The organism is Sphingomonas sp. HITSZ_GF, from assembly GCF_029543155.1.
Lineage (GTDB): Bacteria > Pseudomonadota > Alphaproteobacteria > Sphingomonadales > Sphingomonadaceae > Sphingomonas.
On record NZ_JARQXA010000003.1, the window covers coordinates 193,057 to 210,288 of the forward strand.

A 17,232-nucleotide genomic window follows, 5' to 3' on the forward strand; every position below is an offset into this window, starting at 1 on the left:
TGGCGAAGCGCTAGGGGACGAAAAAGGCGCGCAAGAAGAGGCGGAGAGAAGGATGATTTCACGCAGAGGCGCAAGGTTACAATTGGGCAAAGTGGGCGTGCCCGCGACCATAGGCACGCCTTAGCACGCCGCCCTTTACGGTTTCTCAGGCGGTTTCGGCTTCGGTTTCGGCTTCGGTTTTGGCTTCGGCTTGGGTTTCGGTTTTGATGGCTTGGGGTTCTCGTGGTCATTATTACGGCCGGGTGGTTCTCCGTGTTCTTGCATGACGCCCTCCTTTCCTGCGGCGATTCGCAGAAACCAAGGCTGCGCGAGTGTTAACCATCGTGCAAGCTCCCGCTACCTGGGCCCATCGGGTACCGGCGCGTTGCGCCGGCCCCTCCACCATTCGCTACGCGAATGGTCCCCCTCCCCCAGACAAGCTGGGGGAGGAATTGAGTGCACCAAAGCAAAACGGGCGAGGAGTTGCCCCCTCGCCCGCCGCCATGACCCTGAACTGACGCGCCTACTCGTAGCGCAGGGCATGAACCGGATTGGTGCGCGCGACGCGGATCGCATGGGCACCGATGGTGAGCACCGCGATCGCCAGCGCGAGCAGGCTGGCGCCGATGAACGGCACCGGCGTGAGCGCGATGCGGGCATCGAAGGCGTTGAGGAACTCGCGCATCAGCCACCAGGCGATCGGCCAGGCGATGATGTTGGCGATCACCACCGGCTTGGTGAACTGCCAGACGAGCAGCCGGGCGATGTCGCCGGTGCGTGCGCCGAGCACCTTGCGGATGCCGATCTCCTTGGTGCGCCGCTCTGCCGTGAAGGCAGCCAGGCCGAACAGGCCGAGGCAGCCGATCACCACCGCGAGCACCGCGAACAGCCCGAACATCTGCGCCCGGGCATCGAGCTTCGCATAGGCACGGGCGATCACTTCGTCGGCGAGCGTGGCCTCGAAGGGAACGTCGGGCGCATAGCGGCGCCAGACCTTCTCGATCCCCTCGCGCACCGGACGCGGATCGCCGTGGAAGCGCGCGACCAGCCAGCCGACATTGTGGGTATCGAGCATGTACATGGTCGGCTCGATCGCGTTCTTTACCGTGCGGAACCGGGCATCGGCGACGACGCCGATGATGGTGACGTTCATCAGCCCACCATATTCGTCCTTGATGCCGTAGCGGATGGTCTTGCCAACCGCGTCCTGCGGGGTCTTGAAGCCGAAGCGCCTCGCGCCCGACTCGTTGACCACGATATGGCCGCCCCGCGCGACCAGGGCGCGCTCCGCCGCAGGATCCTCGGGAACCGGGGTGGTCATGTCGTCGGCGGCGCGCTCGTCGAACACGCGGCCGGCGAGCGTGCGGATGCCCATGGTGGGGAAGAAGCCGGCATCGACGGCATAGATGCCGATATCGACCGGATCTTCCCGTCCCGGCACCACCACCGAAGTGGTGGACGTCTGGCCCGTGACCACGCCGATCATCGTGCGACCCGCAGATTCGACACCGGGCACCTTGGCGATCGCGCGGGTGAGCGCATCGGCCTGGGTGAGCAGCGTGCGCGACCCGATGTTCGAGAGCTGGATCAGCCCGGCGCGCTTGTAGCCGGGGTCGAGCGAACGGGCATAGACATTCTGGGCATAGACCACCGCGGTGCAGATGATCAGGCCGATCGACACCGCGAACTGGATCACCACCAGCGCGCTGCGCAACCGCCCCGATCCCTCGGCATCGGCGGCCGACTTGTTCGCCTTCAGCACGCGGGCCGGCTGGAAGCGCGAGAGGTAGAAGGCCGGATAAAGCCCGCCTGCCGCGCCGACGAGCAGCACCAGCCCGATCATCGGCAGGATCAGCCCGCCGCTGCCGAAATAATGCAGCTCGAGATCGGCATCGAGGAAGTTCGCGAACCAGGGCAGCGCAATCTCGACCACCGCGAGCGCCAGCAGCATCGCGATCGTGGCGAGCAGCACCGATTCGCCGATGAACTGGGTCATCAGCTGGCGGCGCGTGGCACCCAGCACCTTGCGCAACGCCACTTCGCGGGCGCGCTGGCTGGCACGGGCGGTGGCGAGATTGGTGAAGTTGATGCAGGCCATGGCGAGGATCAGCAGCGCGATCACCGCGAAGGTGGTGATCGTCTGGACATCGTTGCTGGGCGACATTGCCGAGCCGGTGGAGCGGCCGAGATGGACGTCGGGCGCGGCGACCAGCTTGAAGGTGCGCTCGTCGCCGGCATTGTTCTTCTTGCCGTTGAACGTCTCGTCGGGGATGTTGCGCTTCTTCCACGCCTCCATCTGGCCGTTGAGCACGGCGACATCGGTGCCGGGACGCAGCTTCACATAGACCCAACCCGAGGTCCAACCCCAGCTGGTGAGATAGCCATTGTCATCGGGGAACATGCTGGGGAAGTCGACGCGGGCGAACATCTTGCCGGTCAGGTGCGAGTGCTTGGGAATGTCCTTGAACACGCCGGTGACGCGGTAATCGGCCTTGCGGCCTATGGTGAGCAGCGTGACCGTGCGGCCGACGATGCTGGTGGTGCCGAAGATCTTGGTCGCCTCCGCCTCGCTCATCACCACGGTGCCCGGGCGCGAAAGCGCGTTGCGATCGCCCTGCACCATCGGCAGCGCGATCGTGTCGAGGAACTTGCTGTCGACCAGCCGGCCATCCTCGACCTCGGTCGCCTCGCCGTCCTTGAGCAGGGTGAGCGGCGGGCCGCCCATATAGGTGGCGCTCTCGATCTGCGGGAAATCCTTGAGCAGCGCCGCCTTGGTCACATAGGGCGCGCCCTGATTGTCGAAGACATCGCCGGTGGTGCGGCTCTTGTAATAGACCTGGAACTGATAGGTGCGCGTGCCGTCGGGCAGCCAATCGTCGTAGCTGCGCTCATATTGGACATAGAGCAGGATCAGCAGGCAGGCGGCGAGGCCGGTCGCCAGGCCGAACAGGTTGATGAAGGCATAGGTGCGGTTCTTCGCGAGCGCGCGCAGGCCGACCATGAGATAGTTGCGCCACATCGGCTTTCTCCCCTTCCCGTCGATCAGGCCGCGCGGCGGCGCTCGTGGAGGACGCGGCCGTCGAGCATCGAGACGATGCGGCCGGCATAATCGGCATGCGCAGGCGAGTGCGTGACCATGACGATCGTCGAGCCCTCGGCGTTCAGCGTCTGCAGCATGTGCATCACTTCCTCGCCATGCTGGGTATCGAGATTGCCGGTGGGCTCGTCCGCCAGGATCAGCTTGGGGCTGGCGACGAGCGCGCGGGCGACGGCGACGCGCTGCTGCTGGCCGCCCGAGAGCTGGCTGGGCCGATGGCGGGCGCGGTGGGCGATGCCGGTGCGGTCCATCACTTCGTCGACGCGGCGCTTGCGCTCGGCGGCGGGAACGTTGTGGTAGAGCAGCGCCAGCTCGATATTGTCGCGGACCGAGAGTTCGTCGACCAGATTGAAGCTCTGGAAGATGAAGCCGATATTCTCCTTGCGGACATCGGCGAGCTTGCCCTCGCTCAGCCCGGCGACTTCCTGGCCGTTGAACAGGTAGGAGCCGGTCGACGGGCTGTCGAGCATGCCGATCATGTTGAGCAGGGTCGACTTGCCGCAGCCGGACGGGCCCATGATCGCGACGAACTCGCCTTCGGCGATGTCGAGGTCGATCGCGTCGAGCGCCGTCGTCTGCACCGTATCGGTGCGGTAAACCTTGGAGAGTTCGCGCATCGTCAGCATCGGATTCCCTTTCTTTTCTGTCACTTGGTCAGGTCCAGGCGCGTCTTGTCGGTAAGGCCGGTATAAGGCGAGGTGATCACCCGCTCGCCGGGATCGAGGCCTTCGAGGACCTCGATGAAATCGGTGTTGCGGCGGCCGAGGCGGACGTTGCGACGCTCGGCCGAGCCGCCGCCGGGGGCGACCACGAAGACCCAGGCGCCGCCGGTATCGCCGTAGAAGGCGCCGTTGGGGATCAGCAGCGCGGGGGCGGAATCGCCGAGCGTGAGGCGGGCCTGCATCGTCTGGCCGCGCTGGAGCTGGGGCGGCTCGCCATCGGTGAACTGGAGATCGACCTGGAACTGGCCGTTCTGCACCTGCGGATAGATCTTGGTGACCTTCGCTCCGTAGCGCTTGCCGTTCCAGTCGAGCGCGGCCTGCTGGCCGAGCTGGACGCGGCCGAGATAGAATTCATCGACGCCGGCGATCAGCTTGTTGCGGCCCGGGCTGTCGATCTGGCCGACGCGCTCGCCGCGCGAAAGCGACTGGCCGACCTGGACGGAGAAGCCCGAGAGCTGGCCGGCGACGGGCGCGCGGAGCTGGAGCGCATCGAGATTGGCGCGGGCGATGGCGAGGCCCGACTGCATCGACCTGGCCGCCTGTTGCTGCTGGGTGAGCTGGCTGCCCTGGAGGCGGGCGTCGGTGCTCTGGCTGCGCTTGAGGGCCGCCAGGTTGCGCTGGCTGAGCTCGTAATCCGCCTGGGTATCGGCGAACTGCTTGCCCGAGACGAAGCCGCGCTCGGCGAGCGGCTTTTCGCGCTCATATTGGCGGCGGGCCTTCTCATAGGTGGTCTGGGCGGCGAGCACGGCGCGCTCGTTGGAAAGCTGGGTCTGGGCGAGCGACAGCTCCTGGCTGCGCATGTTGTTGATCTGCTGCTCGACCTCGGTCTGGCGGGCCAGCGTGGAGAGCTGGAGCTCGGCATTGGAGAGCAAGGCGATCGGTTGGCCGGCGGCGACGGTGGCGCCGTCCTCGACCAGCATCTTCTCGACCCGGCCGCCCTCGACCGCGTCGATATAGACGGTGAGCAGCGGGGTGACGCGGGCGCGCAGCGGCATGAAATCGTCGAAAGTGCCCTTGGTGACGGTGGAGATCGTCACCCGATCCGCACCGACCGTCTGGCTGGCGCCCGAGGGAGCGAACCACCAGAAGCCGAGCGCGGCGAGCAGCGCCACTGCCACGCCGGCGGCGACCTTCACGCGCGGCGAGAGGCCGCGCTTCTCGACGACCTGGTCCATCCCGCTTCCCGAGACGGCGCCGGCGCCCTTTTCCCTCTGCATCCGCAAAATCGTCATGCCCCCATTCCTCGCAACAGCCGTGCCAGCCGCATTTCCCCGTGGCCGCTCACCGGAGCAGCCCGGTGCAACTGTTCGATTCCGGACAGGAGCGTCCGGAATCGAACGCTATCCGAAACGAAACCAGCCCGAGATCGAGCACCGCACGGGCGCCGCCGACCCCAAGCTGCAGGTCGAGCCCGAGCCGCTTGTGCGGCAGGATCGCGAGGAGAAACGCCAGCGCGGCGAGCGCTGCCAGTGCCTTTCCCCTGCCGATCCGAGCGCCCGAACGCTGCACCTTTTCCTCCTCCGGCATGCGTGCCGTTGCCGGAGGATCAGCACGAGCCGTGCCAATTTGCCGATGCGGGGATTTCCGCCGCCACGCGCAGGCGCGACGGACAATCGCAGCGCTTGGCACGCAAATTGATTGTCCGGTTCCGCACAGTGGATGTACGGGAGTGGGCAGCATGGGCGATCCGGAATTCGAATTCTGCGTCGTGATCGACGACGACGAAGATATCCTGATGGCGTCGCGGCTGCTGCTGCGGCGGCTGTTCCGCGACGTCGAGGTGGCGCGCTCGCCCGAGGAGGCGCTGCCGCTGATCCAGGCGCGGACGCCCGACGTGGTGCTGCTCGACGCCAATTTCGCGCGCGGGGCGACCGATGCGAGCGAAGGCCTGGCCTGGCTCGACAAGCTGCTGGCAGTCGATCCCGAGATGGTGGTGGTGATGATCACCGCACATGGCGGGGTGCAGGTGGCGGTCGCGGCGATGAAGCGCGGCGCCACCGACTTCGTCTCCAAGCCCTGGTCGAACGAGAAACTGCTGGGGACGGTGCGCACCGCCGCCTCGCTGCGGCGTTCCCGGAAGGCGGTGGGCGGCAAGGGCGCGGCTCCTGCCCCGATGCCCCAGGCCGGCGCCTCGCCCCTGCTCGGCAGCTCGCCGGCGATGGCGCGGGTGCACTCGCTGATCGCCCGCGCGGCGCCGACCGACGCGAACGTGCTGGTGCTCGGCGAAAACGGCACCGGCAAGGAGCTGGTCGCGCGCGAGCTGCACCGCCAGTCGCTGCGCGCGGACCAGGTGATGCTGACCGTCGACCTGGGCGCGGTGAGCGAGGACCTGATCGACAGCGAGCTGTTCGGCCATGTGAAGGGCGCCTTCACCGATGCGCGGACCGACCGGGTGGGCCGGATCCAGGCGGCGGACGGCGGCACGCTGTTCCTCGACGAGATCGGCAACCTGCCGCTGCGGCTGCAACCCAAGCTGCTCACCGTGCTCGAACAGCGCCAGGTGACCCCGGTGGGCGCGAACAAGCCGGTGCCGGTCAACATCCGGGTGATCGCCGCGACCAACCTGCCGCCCGAGAAGCTGCGCGACGAAAGCCATTTCCGCCAGGACCTGCTCTTCCGCCTCAACACCGTGGAGATCGACCTGCCCCCGCTCAGGGAGCGCCGCGAGGACGTGCCGCAGCTGATCGAGCATTACCTGCAGCATTACGCCAAGCGCTATGGCCGGCCGGTGCCAGCGCTGAGCCCGGCGGCGCGGATGCTGCTCCTCGAGCATGACTGGCCGGGCAATGTCCGCGCGCTGCGCCACGCGCTCGAGCGCGCAGTGATCCTGGCACGCGACGAAGCGCTGGAGCCCGAGGACTTCTCGCTGGTGCGCGCAATGCCGCGGATCGCCCCGGCTGCGGTGGTGCCCCCCACCCCCGCCCCGGCGGCGGTGGCGGCGGCGAGCGACGACCTCAACCTCGAGCGCGTCGAGCGCCGGCTGGTCGAGGAGGCGCTGAAGAAGCACGGCTACAACATCTCGCTCGCCGCAAACGAGCTCGGGCTGTCGCGCGCGGCCCTGTATCGCCGGATGGAGAAGCATGGGCTTTGACCGGCACTTCACGCTCGGCCTGATCGCCTGGATCTTCGCGGTCGCAGGGGCACTCTCCGCGCTGGCGCTTGCGCTGGTTACGCCCGGGCTGGGCGCGGCGCGGCTGGTGGCGATGCTGCTCGTCGGCGGCGCGGTGTGGGGCCTGTGGTGGCACGTCTCGCGCACCAACTTCGCCGTCGCCCGCTTCGTCGAGGCGCTGCGCTTCGACGACAGCTCGGCGCGGTTCAGCGGCGCGCGCGGCGGCGGGTTCGAGGCGCTGGGCGAAGCGCTGGACGGCGCCATGGACCGGCTGCGCGCACGCCAGGCCACCGCGGCGGCGGAGACGCGCTTCCTCGAGGCGCTGGTCGACGACATGCCGGTGGCGCTGCTCACCGTCGACGGCACGGGACAGGTGGCGCCCGCCAACAAGGCGGCGCGCCGGCTGTTCCGCGGCGCGCCGGGCACGCGCGCCGAGGACTATGCCGTCTATGGCGCGACGCTGGCCAAGCGGCTGGCGGGCGGCGACGCGGCCGAGGAAATCCTGTTGCTGGCGATCGAGGGGCGGACGCAGCGCGTGCTGGTGCGCTCGGGCACGCTCGAACGGCTGGGGCGCAGCATTCGCGCAGTGACGGTGCAGCCGATCCAGGGGACGCTCGACGCCGTCGAGATGGCGGCGCAGACCGACCTGGTGCGCGTGCTGACGCACGAAATCCTCAATTCGCTGACTCCGGTGACGTCGCTGGCGGCGACCGCGGCGGACCTGCTCGACGATCCCGAGCTGGCGGCCAATCCGCGGATCGGCGACGCGCGCACCGCGGTATCCACCCTGGCCCGGCGCGCGCATGGGCTGGGGCATTTCATCGAAGCCTATCGTGCGGTGGCGCACACTCCCGACATCCAGCGCCAGACCTTCGCCGCCGGCCCCTGGGCCGAGGAGCTGGGCCGCATCTTCGCCGCGCGCGAGCCCGGCCTGCCGCTGGCGATCGAGGTGCGCCCGGCGCGGCTGGCGATCGACGCCGATCCCGACCTGCTCGCCCAGGTGCTGATCAACCTGCTCCAGAACGCGGCGCAGGCGATGGCCGGCCAGGACCGCGCCCCCACGCTGGCGCTGCGGCTGCTCGCCGAGCGCGAGGCGCTGGTGATCGAGGTGGAGGACAATGGCCCCGGCGTACCCGAAGGGCTGCGGCAGGACGTGTTCCTGCCCTTCTTCACCACCCGCCCGACCGGCACCGGCGTGGGGCTGAACCTGGCGCGGCAGATCGTGGTGGCGCATGGCGGCAGCATCGAGATCGGGGATGCGGCTGGCGGCGGGGCGGTGTTTCGGATTTTGCTTTAGGGCGGGTAGCGCCCTTTCATCCGCATCGAAAATGCCCTAAACTGCACCAATAGTATGATTATGGAGGTTGCCATGGCGACCGTGCGCAAGACGATCACGCTGACCGAGCAGCAGGATGCCTGGATCGCCGCCCAGATCGATGCCGGCCATTACACCAATGACAGCGAGGCGATCCGCGACCTCATCCGGCGCGAGCAGGAACGCAGGTTGGAGATGGAGAGCGTCCGCCAGGCGTTGATCGAAGGCGAACGCAGCGGAGAGCCCGAACCGTTCGACTTCGCGGCATTCAAGCGGCGCAAAGCCGAACAATATGGCTGAATATCGGCTCAGCCCGAGAGCGCAGCGCGATCTCGAGGAGGTGTTCGATTATACCGTTGAGCGCTGGGGCTTGCCGCAGGCCCTTCGCTATACCGATTTTATCGAAGCCGCCTGTGCGGCGCTGGCCGAAGCGCCAAGGCAGGCTCAGGACTGCGCGCATATCCGGCCCGGCTATCGGCGGCGCAGCGTCGAGCAGCATGTCATCTATTTCACGGTGACAGCGTATGGGATCGCGGTCATTCGTATCCTGCATCAGCGGATGGATGCCGGGCGGCATTTGTGAGGCGGAAAGCAGCCGATGCAGACAGACAGCTTTCGCCCCAATTGCTGACATTGCCACCTGAGAGTAGGATGCAGCGATGAACGCATTTTCGCTCTCGTTTCAAGCTGATGATGACGGCGACCCGAAGCTGATCGCGATGCTCGACACTGGAGAGTTTAAAGGCAGGTGTTTTTACTGGTGCCCGCCGACAGAATTTGCTGATCTCGTGTCCGCTCTCAAGCAATATCCCATTGCGCGCGGTAATCCGATTGACGAGCGCTGGTATGACGGCTGCATCGCACTACGCATCGAGCCAATCAATTCAGTAGGGCTCTTGGCGGTGCGCGTATCCTTGCAGGAATACGGCAGTGACTGGAACAGGTGCCAATCACAATTTCACTCGTCTTATGGCGAGCTGGACAGCTTCCGCATCCAGCTTGAAGGCGTGATCGCGAGTGGCTTAGGCGACGCTATATTATCCTCAGTCTAACGTCCGCTTTCCACCCAAATGCGGCCATTCCCATCGCTGGCCGACTACCGCCCCACCCCAAACCCCGGCGCCTCGGGCGGCACGCTCGCCCCCCGCCAGCGCTCCACCACCCCCACCGCGATCTTGCCGTCCGGGCGCAGGACGCGCTGGATCAGCACGGCGGCCTGCTGGTTCGTTCCGCCGATCGTCGCGCGGGTGTGGACCCAGAAGGTGCCCGAGCGGAAGCTGGTGCCCCAGGGCATGGAGAGGCTGAGGTCGCTCAGGTCCTTCAGGGTGAGCTTGCCGGTGCGCTGGCGGATCTCGGCGAGGCGCTGGGCGGCGAGCGGATCGCGGAAGAGTACGCGCAGCATCTCGGGATCGGCGGCGTTGAGGTTGATCGACGTGGTGCCGGGCAGCGCGGTGACCAGCCGCTCGAGCCGCGCCGCCGCTTCGGGATCGAAGCCGGCCAAGCGGATCGGGCGGACGTCGGTGAGCGGGCCGTAGAGGCGGATATAGGTGACCGCCTTGACCACGTCCTCTGGCGTGAGGCCGACATCCTTGGCGATCGTCTGGAACAGCAGGATCGCACCGGCATCGCCCGCGCGCAGCGCGTTGAGGTTGAAGCGGCCCTCGGCATCGGCGATGGCGAGATCGAAGGTGCCGCCCTCGATCGGGGCGCCGTTCTCCGACAATTTGGCCCAGGGTTCGGTGCGGTCGTCCTCGTTGGGCGCGGCGACCATGTCGCGGCGGAGCGCGACCAGCGCGGAAAGCTCGCCGCCGCGGACCACGGCCAGGGCACGCGCCGCCTCGCGGGTGCGCAGCGCGCGATCGAGCGCGATTTCCTCGCGATTGATTAGCAATAGCACGAGTCCGGACGCGATCGCGACGAACATCAGCACGTTGACGAGGATCATCCCCGCTTCGCTGTCGGAAGGCGTGCGGCGGCGGCTCATTCCTTGGGATACTCCGCCTGATCGGGCAACGGCACCACGCGGCGCAGCGCACCGGGCGTGCCGCCGGGGCCGACCGCCTGCAGCTCGACCGCGACGGCGCGCGGCCATTTGTCCTTGTCCTCGTCCTTCATCGGCCAGCGCGCGACCCAGGCGGCGCCGTCGAAGAAGCGCCAGCGGACATTGGCGACGCCGCCGACCACCGTCTGCACCATCGCGCCCGAGCCGCGGACGAGATTGCCATTGGCGACCGAATATTGGAGCGGCACCGCCGGCCCGCCGAAACCGGGCGCGGCGCGGGTGAATTCGAGCTTCTCGCCGCCGCCCGAGACGCGGCCGCGCGCGATCTGATCGAGATCGCTGGTGACGACGAACATCGCGCGCTGGAGATCGGCGAGACGATCGAGCCGCTTCTCGGTGCGGCCCTGCACCTTGATGATGCCGTCGACCAGGGTGAGCCCGGCGACCGCGATCAGCGCGAACAGGCCGAGCGAGATCATCAGCTCGATCAGGGTGAAGCCGGAGTCATCCTGGTCCGTCTCCCGGCGAAAGCCGGGGCCCGGCGTCACGAGCGACGTCCTGCTTGACCCTGGGCCCCGGCTTCCGCCGGGGAACTGAAGGGAGAAATCGCCGGGCACGACAACCTCTCAGGAGCCCGAGCTCATCGCCACGGGCGTGTAGCCGGTCTGGCCGGCGACGACGATCGCGAAGTCGCGGGCGACCGAACCGTCGGTGCGGAAGCGGACCGGGCCGGTGACGCCGTGGAAGCCCTTGGCATCCATCAGCCCCTCGGTGCTCAGGCGATTGTCGGCGCGCAGCGCATTGGCGATGCCGGCGGCGTCATAGGCGAGCGCGGCGATCGTGCCGGGCTCGCCGCCGTTACGCGCCTGGAAGGCGCTGGCGAAGGTGCCGAAGGCATTGGGATCGGGGCTGGCGAGCCAGGCACCCTCCAATGCGGCGAGCGCGGCCGGACGGTTGTCGAGCCCCTGGAAGGTGCCGAGCAGCTGGACGCCGCTATCCTTGAGCGCGCGGGCGGCGGCGAGCACGGTCTCGCCGGCACCGGGAAGCAGCACCGCATCGGGCGCCTCGCCCGGATTGGGCAGCGGCTGGCCAGGCTTGACCTGGAGGATATGGACGGTGAGGCCGAGCTCGGCCTCGCTCTTGCCGGCGGCGAGCGCTGCGGCGGCGCTCCAGGGCGAGCCGTCGTCGATCATCGTGACGGTCTTGACGCCGCGGGTGCGGGCATAGCGCAGGATCGCGGTGGTCACCTGCCCCGCAGTGATCCCGAAGATCCAGGTGCCGGGCGCGCGGAGGACCGAATCGTTGCTGAACGCGATCACCGGCACGCGGCCGGCGATGGTGCTGGAGACGGCGGGCACCTCGTCGGCGCTGAGCGGGCCGAGGATCAGCGCGGGCTTGAGCTTCAATGCCTTGGCGGCGGCGGCGGCGGCGCCGGCGGCAGTGCCCCCGGTATCGAAGCTTTGGACGAAGGCGCTGTTTTCCGCGAGCAACGCCGCCTGGCGCATGCTAAGCCCCAGCCGCGCTCGCGGCCCCGTGAGCGGCAGCAGCAGGGCGATCGGGCGCTTGTCCTTCTTCTTGTCCGCTGCGAACACGACAGAGGGAAGCACGACCGATGCCGCTGACGCGACCAGGCCTGATTGCAGCGACTTCAGCAGGGTCCGTCGATCCATTGCCGACTCTCGGAGGGGGAAGCGGGGCACGCCGGTCTATTATCCTCTTCGCCCTGATCGGCATAGGGGCGTATCTGCTGGCGCTGATCGTGACGATGCCGGCGAGCGTGGTCTTTCCCAACGGCGCCTGGCGCACCGGCGTGGCCGGGACGGTGTGGAACGGCGAAGTGGGCGTGGCCGGGGGCGCGAGCTTCGGCTGGAAGATGGCGCCGCTGCGCTCGCTGACCAGCCTGGCCTTTGCCGCGGACTGGAAGGCGACCGGGCCGGACACCGATCTGGGCGGGCAGATGATCCGCCATATCGGCGGGCGGACGGTGCTCGACCATGTCAGCGGCGCGGCGGATTCGAACCTGCTTCGCGCGCTCCAGCCGAACCTGCCCTTCACCTGCAATTTGGCGATGCAGATCGAGATGCAGCGCATCGCCGTGGGCGGCGGCGCGCGGATGGCAGACGGCAAGGTGACCACCGATCCGGGCAGCTGCCGGGCGAAGAATGCCGGCGGCCCGGTGGCGGTCCCTGCCCTGCTGATCACCGCCGAGCATGTCGGCGACCGCACGACGATCCGGGTGGCACCCTCGGCCCAGCGGATGAAGACGCTGCTGACCGCGGTGCTGGGCGAAGACGGGTCGCTCGACATCTCGATGACGCCGGACGGCGCGGCGGTGCTGCCGTTCGTGGGGCTGCCTGCGGGGGTAAGAGTGCAGGGGCAGATGTGACGTGAAGCGTCATCCCGGCGAAAGCCGGGATCTCGTGCCGCATGCGCCTTCGCCTGAGATCCCTCCCCGGATCAAGTCCGGGGCGGGATGACGGTTGTGCCCTACAGCCCAACCAGGTTGTTCAAATTGATGATCGGCAGCAGGATCGCCAGCACCATCATCAGCACCAGCCCGCCCATCACCAGCAGCACCAGCGGCTCGACCAGCGCGACCAGCGTGCCGACCAGCGCGTCCAATTCGCGCTGAAGCTCGTCCGAGGCGCGGCCGAGCGCCGGGGCGAGCCGGCCCGAGCTTTCGCCCGAGGCGACGATCGCGACGAGCATCGAGGGGAAGACCCCCGCCTCGCTCATCGCGGCGCGCAGGCTGATGCCCTCGCGCACCCGCGATGCGACGCCGAGCGCCTTCTCGCGGACCCAGCGATTGGGGGTGACCGCGGCGGCAGCGTGGAGCGCGTCGACCAAGGGCACGGCGCTACCGACCAGCGTGGCAAGGCTGCCGGCGAAGCGCGCGGCGCTGAGCTGGCGGCTGAAGCGGCGGAACGGGCGCTTCTCCGAGAAGAAGCGATCGATCCGCAGGCGGTTGGCGGGCACCCGCGCCCAGCGGAAGAAGATCAGCGCGGCGACGGCGAGGCCGAGCAACAGGTAGAGGCCGAAATTCTGGAGGAACCAGCTCACCGCGATCAGCAGCCGGGTGAGGAACGGCAGGTCGGCGCCGCGCGAGACGAACACCTTGACGATGTCGGGCACGATATAGACGAGCAGCAGCGCCATCATGCCGAACGACACCAAAGCGAGCAGCGCAGGGTACATCAGGGCGAGCTGGAGCTTCTGGCCATTGGCCTGGCGGTTCTCGACGAACCCGGCGAGATGCTCGAGCACGCTCGGCAGCTTGCCCGAGGCCTCGCCGGCGGCGACCGAGGCGCGGTAGAATTCGGGAAATGCCTTGGGGTGCTGCGCCAGCGCGGCGGCGAAGCTGCGGCCGTCGAGGATCGCGGCGCGGACGTCGAGCAGCAGCGAGCTGGTCGGCGCGTGCTCGGACTGGGTGGCGACGAGGCGGAGCGCTTCCTCGATCGCGATGTCCGAGCCGACCAGCGTGGCGATCTGGCGGGTGACGGTGGCAAGCGCCTTGGACGAGATCATGCCGCGGCGAAGGGCCGGGAGCTGGATGCTGCCGAAGCTGGCGCCCTTCTCGGCGGCGACTTCCACCGAGAGCGGCAGCAAGGCCTGCTCGCGCAGCAGCGCGCGGGCAGCGGCGGGGCTGGAGGCTTCGATGATGCCCTTCTTGGCGGCGCCGGACTTGTCGGCGGCGCGATAAGCGTAGGCGGGCATCTTAAATTCCTCCCCGAGCTTGTCTCGGGGAGGGGGACCGCCGCGAAGCGGTGGTGGAGGGGCGGCGGTGGAACACCGCCGTCTTCGACGGCGTCCCCTCCACCACTCGCTGCGCGAGCGGTCCCCCTCCCCCAGCAAGCTGGGGGAGGAATTGGGTTGGCTCAGCCCTCATCGCGTGTCACTCGCGCGACTTCCTCGACGGTGGTCACCCCGGCCTTCACCTTGGCGATGCCGTCGTCGAGCAGGCTTGGATTGCCCTTGCGGGCATAAGCCTCGAGATCCGCCTCGGAGGCGCCGTCGTGGATCAGCTTCTGGAACTTCTCGTCAACCGCTACGACTTCGTAGAGGCCGGCGCGGCCGCGATAGCCTTCGCCATGGCATTCCTCGCAGCCGACCGCGCGCCACAGCTTCTTGCCCGGCTTGATCGCGCCGCCGAGCAGCAGCGAATCCGCCTCGGTCGCTTCGTCCCGCGTCGCGCAGTTCGGGCAGAGCTTGCGGACGAGGCGCTGGGCGCACAAGCCGACGACCATCGGCGCGAGCAGGTAACGCTCGACGCCCATGTCGATCAGGCGCGTCACCGAGCCGACCGCGCTGTTGGTGTGGAGCGTCGACAGCACGAAATGGCCGGTCATCGACGAGCGGACCGCGACCTGGGCAGTCTCCTGGTCGCGGATCTCGCCGACCATGATGACATCGGGGTCCTGGCGCAGGATCGCGCGGAGCCCCCGCGCGAAGGTCATGTCGGTGCGCGGATTGACCTGGGTCTGGCCGATGCCGGCCAGCTCATACTCGATCGGATCCTCGACCGTCATGATGTTGCGCTTGCGGTCGTTGAGCTTGTTGAGCGCGGCGTAGAGCGTCGTCGTCTTGCCCGAGCCGGTGGGGCCGGTGACGAGGAGCATGCCGTGCGGGCGCTCGAGCAGGCGGGTGAACACGGTGCGGTCGCGCTCGCTCATGCCGAGCACTTCCATGTCGAGGCGCAGAGAGCCCTTCTCGAGCAGGCGCATCACCACCCGCTCGCCATGCTGGGTGGGAATGGTCGAGACGCGGGCATCGACGTCATGCCCGCCGATGCGCAGCGTGACGCGGCCGTCCTGGGGGATACGGCGCTCGGCGATGTCGAGCTTGGCCATCACCTTGATGCGGCTGACGAGCAGCGGCGCGAGCGCGCGCGGCGGCTCGACCTTGTCGCGCAGCACGCCGTCGATGCGGAAGCGGACGACGAGGCGCTTTTCCTGCGTCTCGATATGCACGTCCGACGCGCCTTCGCGCACCGCTTCGAGGAGGAGCGCGTTGATCAGGCGGATGACGGGAGCGTCGTCACGCGTGTCGAGCAGATCGTCAACCGAGGCGGCGCTGTCAGCGAGCGCAGCCAGGTCCATGTCGCCCAGATCGATGTCGGCGGCGGCGCCGGCGCCCGAATAGGCGGCACTGAGCGCAGCGTCGAACTGGTCGTCGGGCACCGTGACGAAGCGCGCGGCGGGCGCGAGGCGCTGGACCTCGAGCAGGCCGTCGAGCGCGGCACCCGCCTTGTGGACGCATTCCAGCCCGGCGTCGGTGGCGCGCAGCAGCACGCCGTTCCTGCGGGCGAAGCTGTAGGGCAGCGACGCGGGCACGTCGTCGGTGAGGATCAGCATCTCGTTCATGCGCCGAAATCCACGACGGCGCTCACCCGGCCGGGCGTGGCGGTGCGCTGCACGTCGACCCGGCGGATGCGCAGGCTGGACGTGGCCGAGAGATCGGCGAGCCAGGCCAGGACGCTGTCATAGCTGGCATCGGCGATCGTCGCGCGGGCGCCGCCGGGCAACGGTGCGACGGTGGCGGTGAGGCCGAAGCCGGGGGCGGAACCCAGGATCACGTCGTTGGGCGAGCCCTGGCGGCGCTGGGGCTGGCTCGCGCTCAGCGTACCCGCGGCACGGACGCGCGCGGTGAGCGTCTCATAGGTGCGGATGTCCTGCAGCGCCGAAGCACGGGCGGACTGGAGCGGCTTGATCACGCCGAAGACCAGCACCAGCACGGCGAGGAAGGCGGCGAGGCCGCCGAGCATGACCTGCTCGCGGCGGCTGCGGCCGCTCCACCAGCCGTCGAAGCGGATCAGCGCGGCGTCGAGCGCCGGCATGCGGGCAAGGATCAGTCTCATGCGGCGCTCGCCGTAATACGGATCGCGCCTTCGGGCGAGCGCACGACCTGGGCTCCGACCCCGGCGCCCTTGAGCGCAGCCTCGATCCGGCCGGCCAGCGCCGCATCGGGCGAAGCATCGAGATCGAGCGTGAGGATGCGGCCCTCGAAGGTCATCGCGCGAACGGCGAACCCGCCGCCGAGCGGGCCGAGCGCGCCCGAGACGCGCGTGAGCAGCGGCAGGAAGACCTGCGGCACGCCGGCGCCGCCACCGCCACTGGGCAGCAGACCGGTGACACTGTTGGCCAGATCCTCGCCCAGCGCCAGGCCGGGCGCGGCGAGCGCGACGGCGGCACGCGTTTCCGCCTCGCGGCGATCGGCGATGCTCCGCAGCATGATCACGTCGCCGAGCGCGATCACGACATGCGCGGCGGCACCGATCGCGGCGACCCAGGCGAATTTGCGCCACAGGTTCGAACCGGCGACCTTGCGCACCGCATAAGCCCCCTGGCGCAGGTTGAGCGCAGCGACCGCCGCGCCAGCGGCAGGGCCGAAGCCGGCGGGATCGAGCGCGCCGGCCGACCGCTGCATGTCGTCGGGCAGCGTCTCGCCATAGCTGATGACCGCGGGCCGCTCGGCGGCTTCCCAGGCGGGGCGAAGCAAGGCAGCGGGTACTTCGAAGCCGATGCCGTCGGCATCGCGCACCGCGGCGCGGCCACCGGACTGCGACACCGCCCAGCCCTGCGCCGGGCGCGGCAAGGTGAGCACGTCGGGCACCATCGCGGCATGGCCGATCCCGGCCTCTTCCGCCTGGGCGATCCAGCGCGCCATCACTTCGTGGCGGACGACGCCGACCAGATAGCGGCCGGGCGAAAGCTGCTCGCCGAGCGCGAGATGCACCGAATCGACCGGCTCAGCGATTCGGTCCTCGATCGCGAAGGGCAAGGCCGCGACGCGCCGGGCATGGCTGGGCAACGGCAAGTCGACCGCGAGCAGGCGCACCTGCCCGGTGGGGACGAGAATGGTTGCGGGCCAATCCCGCACGGTTATGATCAGGCGATCCCCCGCCAGCGTCCACACGCCTGCGGCGGGCGGTTCGGATGGGTCGGGCGCACCCAGCGTGGTTGGGCTCATTGTCACATTTGCTTCATGGGCAGGACGCATGGGGCGGGGATG

The 17,232-nt window shown here is 68.7% G+C and carries 17 protein-coding genes; 6 read left to right on the forward strand and 11 right to left on the reverse strand.

Annotation, left to right across the window (positions count from 1 at the left end; all coding sequences use genetic code 11):
• Positions 1-502: 502 nt before the first annotated feature.
• Genes P6144_RS09865 through P6144_RS09880 form a run of 4 tightly spaced genes read right to left on the reverse strand, consistent with a single transcriptional unit; the run spans position 503 to position 5,325 of the window.
• Complete coding sequence (locus P6144_RS09865; protein ID WP_277767583.1) at positions 503-2,998, reverse strand: ABC transporter permease; 2,496 nt, start codon at positions 2,996-2,998, stop codon at positions 503-505.
• Positions 2,999-3,021: 23 nt separating this feature from the next.
• Positions 3,022-3,702: an ABC transporter ATP-binding protein gene (locus P6144_RS09870; RefSeq protein WP_277767584.1), complete on the reverse strand. Its 681-nt coding sequence runs from the start codon at positions 3,700-3,702 to the stop codon at positions 3,022-3,024.
• A gap of 20 nt (positions 3,703-3,722) precedes the next feature.
• Positions 3,723-5,030, reverse strand: a complete 1,308-nt coding sequence (locus P6144_RS09875; RefSeq protein WP_277767585.1) for an efflux RND transporter periplasmic adaptor subunit — start codon at positions 5,028-5,030, stop codon at positions 3,723-3,725.
• 49 nt (positions 5,031-5,079) lie between these two features.
• Positions 5,080-5,325 carry a hypothetical protein gene (locus P6144_RS09880; RefSeq protein WP_277767586.1) on the reverse strand — a complete coding sequence of 82 codons (246 nt, stop codon included), beginning with the start codon at positions 5,323-5,325 and terminating at the stop codon, positions 5,080-5,082.
• A 151-nt stretch (positions 5,326-5,476) separates the two neighbouring features.
• On the opposite strand from P6144_RS09880, the gene P6144_RS09885 reads away from it, so the two are divergent.
• The 5 genes from P6144_RS09885 (at position 5,477) to P6144_RS09905 (ending at position 9,274) form a co-directional block, all read left to right on the forward strand.
• Positions 5,477-6,889, forward strand: coding sequence for a sigma-54 dependent transcriptional regulator (locus P6144_RS09885; RefSeq protein ID WP_277767587.1), 1,413 nt, complete (start codon positions 5,477-5,479; stop codon positions 6,887-6,889).
• On the forward strand, positions 6,879-8,204 hold the full coding sequence (locus P6144_RS09890; RefSeq protein WP_277767588.1) for an ATP-binding protein: 1,326 nt from the start codon (positions 6,879-6,881) through the stop codon (positions 8,202-8,204). The genes P6144_RS09885 and P6144_RS09890 overlap by 11 nt, the downstream gene beginning before the upstream one ends.
• Before the next feature lie 72 nt (positions 8,205-8,276).
• Positions 8,277-8,522 carry a type II toxin-antitoxin system ParD family antitoxin gene (locus tag P6144_RS09895; protein WP_277767589.1) on the forward strand — a complete coding sequence of 82 codons (246 nt, stop codon included), beginning with the start codon at positions 8,277-8,279 and terminating at the stop codon, positions 8,520-8,522.
• Positions 8,515-8,805 carry a type II toxin-antitoxin system RelE/ParE family toxin gene (locus tag P6144_RS09900; RefSeq protein ID WP_277767590.1) on the forward strand — a complete coding sequence of 97 codons (291 nt, stop codon included), beginning with the start codon at positions 8,515-8,517 and terminating at the stop codon, positions 8,803-8,805. Before P6144_RS09895 ends, P6144_RS09900 begins: the two co-directional genes overlap by 8 nt.
• Positions 8,806-8,881: 76 nt before the next feature.
• Positions 8,882-9,274, forward strand: a complete 393-nt coding sequence (locus tag P6144_RS09905; protein WP_277767591.1) for a hypothetical protein — start codon at positions 8,882-8,884, stop codon at positions 9,272-9,274.
• 44 nt (positions 9,275-9,318) lie between these two features.
• Here P6144_RS09905 and P6144_RS09910 read toward each other — a convergent pair whose 3' ends face one another.
• The 3 genes from P6144_RS09910 to P6144_RS09920 all read right to left on the reverse strand — a co-directional run bounded on the left by P6144_RS09910 (position 9,319) and on the right by P6144_RS09920 (position 11,894).
• A complete protein-coding gene (locus P6144_RS09910) occupies positions 9,319-10,206 on the reverse strand; it encodes a type II secretion system protein GspK (RefSeq protein WP_277767592.1) in 888 nt (295 codons plus the stop codon).
• On the reverse strand, positions 10,203-10,772 hold the full coding sequence (locus P6144_RS09915) for a type II secretion system protein GspJ (RefSeq protein WP_277767593.1): 570 nt from the start codon (positions 10,770-10,772) through the stop codon (positions 10,203-10,205). The genes P6144_RS09910 and P6144_RS09915 overlap by 4 nt, the downstream gene beginning before the upstream one ends.
• 78 nt (positions 10,773-10,850) lie before the next feature.
• Positions 10,851-11,894, reverse strand: coding sequence for an ABC transporter substrate-binding protein (locus P6144_RS09920; RefSeq protein WP_277767594.1), 1,044 nt, complete (start codon positions 11,892-11,894; stop codon positions 10,851-10,853).
• Here P6144_RS09920 and P6144_RS09925 point away from each other — a divergent pair.
• Positions 11,894-12,610, forward strand: a complete 717-nt coding sequence (locus P6144_RS09925) for a hypothetical protein (protein ID WP_277767595.1) — start codon at positions 11,894-11,896, stop codon at positions 12,608-12,610. The two genes, P6144_RS09920 and P6144_RS09925, sit on opposite strands and share 1 nt — an antisense overlap.
• 101 nt (positions 12,611-12,711) lie before the next feature.
• On the opposite strand, the gene P6144_RS09930 is transcribed toward P6144_RS09925, so the two are convergent.
• From P6144_RS09930 to gspL, 4 genes are all read right to left on the reverse strand, one after another.
• Positions 12,712-13,938 carry a type II secretion system F family protein gene (locus tag P6144_RS09930; RefSeq protein WP_277767596.1) on the reverse strand — a complete coding sequence of 409 codons (1,227 nt, stop codon included), beginning with the start codon at positions 13,936-13,938 and terminating at the stop codon, positions 12,712-12,714.
• 161 nt (positions 13,939-14,099) lie between these two features.
• Positions 14,100-15,584 (reverse strand): type II secretion system ATPase GspE, encoded by a 1,485-nt coding sequence (gene gspE / locus P6144_RS09935; protein WP_277767597.1) that lies wholly within the window; start codon positions 15,582-15,584, stop codon positions 14,100-14,102.
• The gene (locus P6144_RS09940) at positions 15,581-16,078 is read right to left on the reverse strand and encodes a type II secretion system protein M (protein ID WP_277767598.1); all 498 of its coding nucleotides are present in this window, start codon (positions 16,076-16,078) and stop codon (positions 15,581-15,583) included. The genes gspE and P6144_RS09940 overlap by 4 nt, the downstream gene beginning before the upstream one ends.
• The gene (gene gspL / locus P6144_RS09945; RefSeq protein WP_277767599.1) at positions 16,075-17,190 is read right to left on the reverse strand and encodes a type II secretion system protein GspL; all 1,116 of its coding nucleotides are present in this window, start codon (positions 17,188-17,190) and stop codon (positions 16,075-16,077) included. The genes P6144_RS09940 and gspL overlap by 4 nt, the downstream gene beginning before the upstream one ends.
• Between the last annotated feature and the right edge of the window lie 42 nt (positions 17,191-17,232).

Bases quoted from the DNA above. Each gene is read 5' to 3' on its own strand.
- P6144_RS09865 (WP_277767583.1), bottom strand. From the start codon at position 2,998: ATGTGGCGCAACTATCTCATGGTCGGCCTGCGCGCGCTCGCGAAGAAC.
- P6144_RS09870 (WP_277767584.1), bottom strand. From the start codon at position 3,702: ATGCTGACGATGCGCGAACTCTCCAAGGTTTACCGCACCGATACGGTG.
- P6144_RS09875 (WP_277767585.1), bottom strand. From the start codon at position 5,030: ATGACGATTTTGCGGATGCAGAGGGAAAAGGGCGCCGGCGCCGTCTCG.
- P6144_RS09880 (WP_277767586.1), bottom strand. From the start codon at position 5,325: ATGCCGGAGGAGGAAAAGGTGCAGCGTTCGGGCGCTCGGATCGGCAGG.
- P6144_RS09885 (WP_277767587.1), top strand. From the start codon at position 5,477: ATGGGCGATCCGGAATTCGAATTCTGCGTCGTGATCGACGACGACGAA.
- P6144_RS09890 (WP_277767588.1), top strand. From the start codon at position 6,879: ATGGGCTTTGACCGGCACTTCACGCTCGGCCTGATCGCCTGGATCTTC.
- P6144_RS09895 (WP_277767589.1), top strand. From the start codon at position 8,277: ATGGCGACCGTGCGCAAGACGATCACGCTGACCGAGCAGCAGGATGCC.
- P6144_RS09900 (WP_277767590.1), top strand. From the start codon at position 8,515: ATGGCTGAATATCGGCTCAGCCCGAGAGCGCAGCGCGATCTCGAGGAG.
- P6144_RS09905 (WP_277767591.1), top strand. From the start codon at position 8,882: ATGAACGCATTTTCGCTCTCGTTTCAAGCTGATGATGACGGCGACCCG.
- P6144_RS09910 (WP_277767592.1), bottom strand. From the start codon at position 10,206: ATGAGCCGCCGCCGCACGCCTTCCGACAGCGAAGCGGGGATGATCCTC.
- P6144_RS09920 (WP_277767594.1), bottom strand. From the start codon at position 11,894: ATGGATCGACGGACCCTGCTGAAGTCGCTGCAATCAGGCCTGGTCGCG.
- P6144_RS09930 (WP_277767596.1), bottom strand. From the start codon at position 13,938: ATGCCCGCCTACGCTTATCGCGCCGCCGACAAGTCCGGCGCCGCCAAG.
- gspE (WP_277767597.1), bottom strand. From the start codon at position 15,584: ATGAACGAGATGCTGATCCTCACCGACGACGTGCCCGCGTCGCTGCCC.
- P6144_RS09940 (WP_277767598.1), bottom strand. From the start codon at position 16,078: ATGAGACTGATCCTTGCCCGCATGCCGGCGCTCGACGCCGCGCTGATC.
- gspL (WP_277767599.1), bottom strand. From the start codon at position 17,190: ATGAGCCCAACCACGCTGGGTGCGCCCGACCCATCCGAACCGCCCGCC.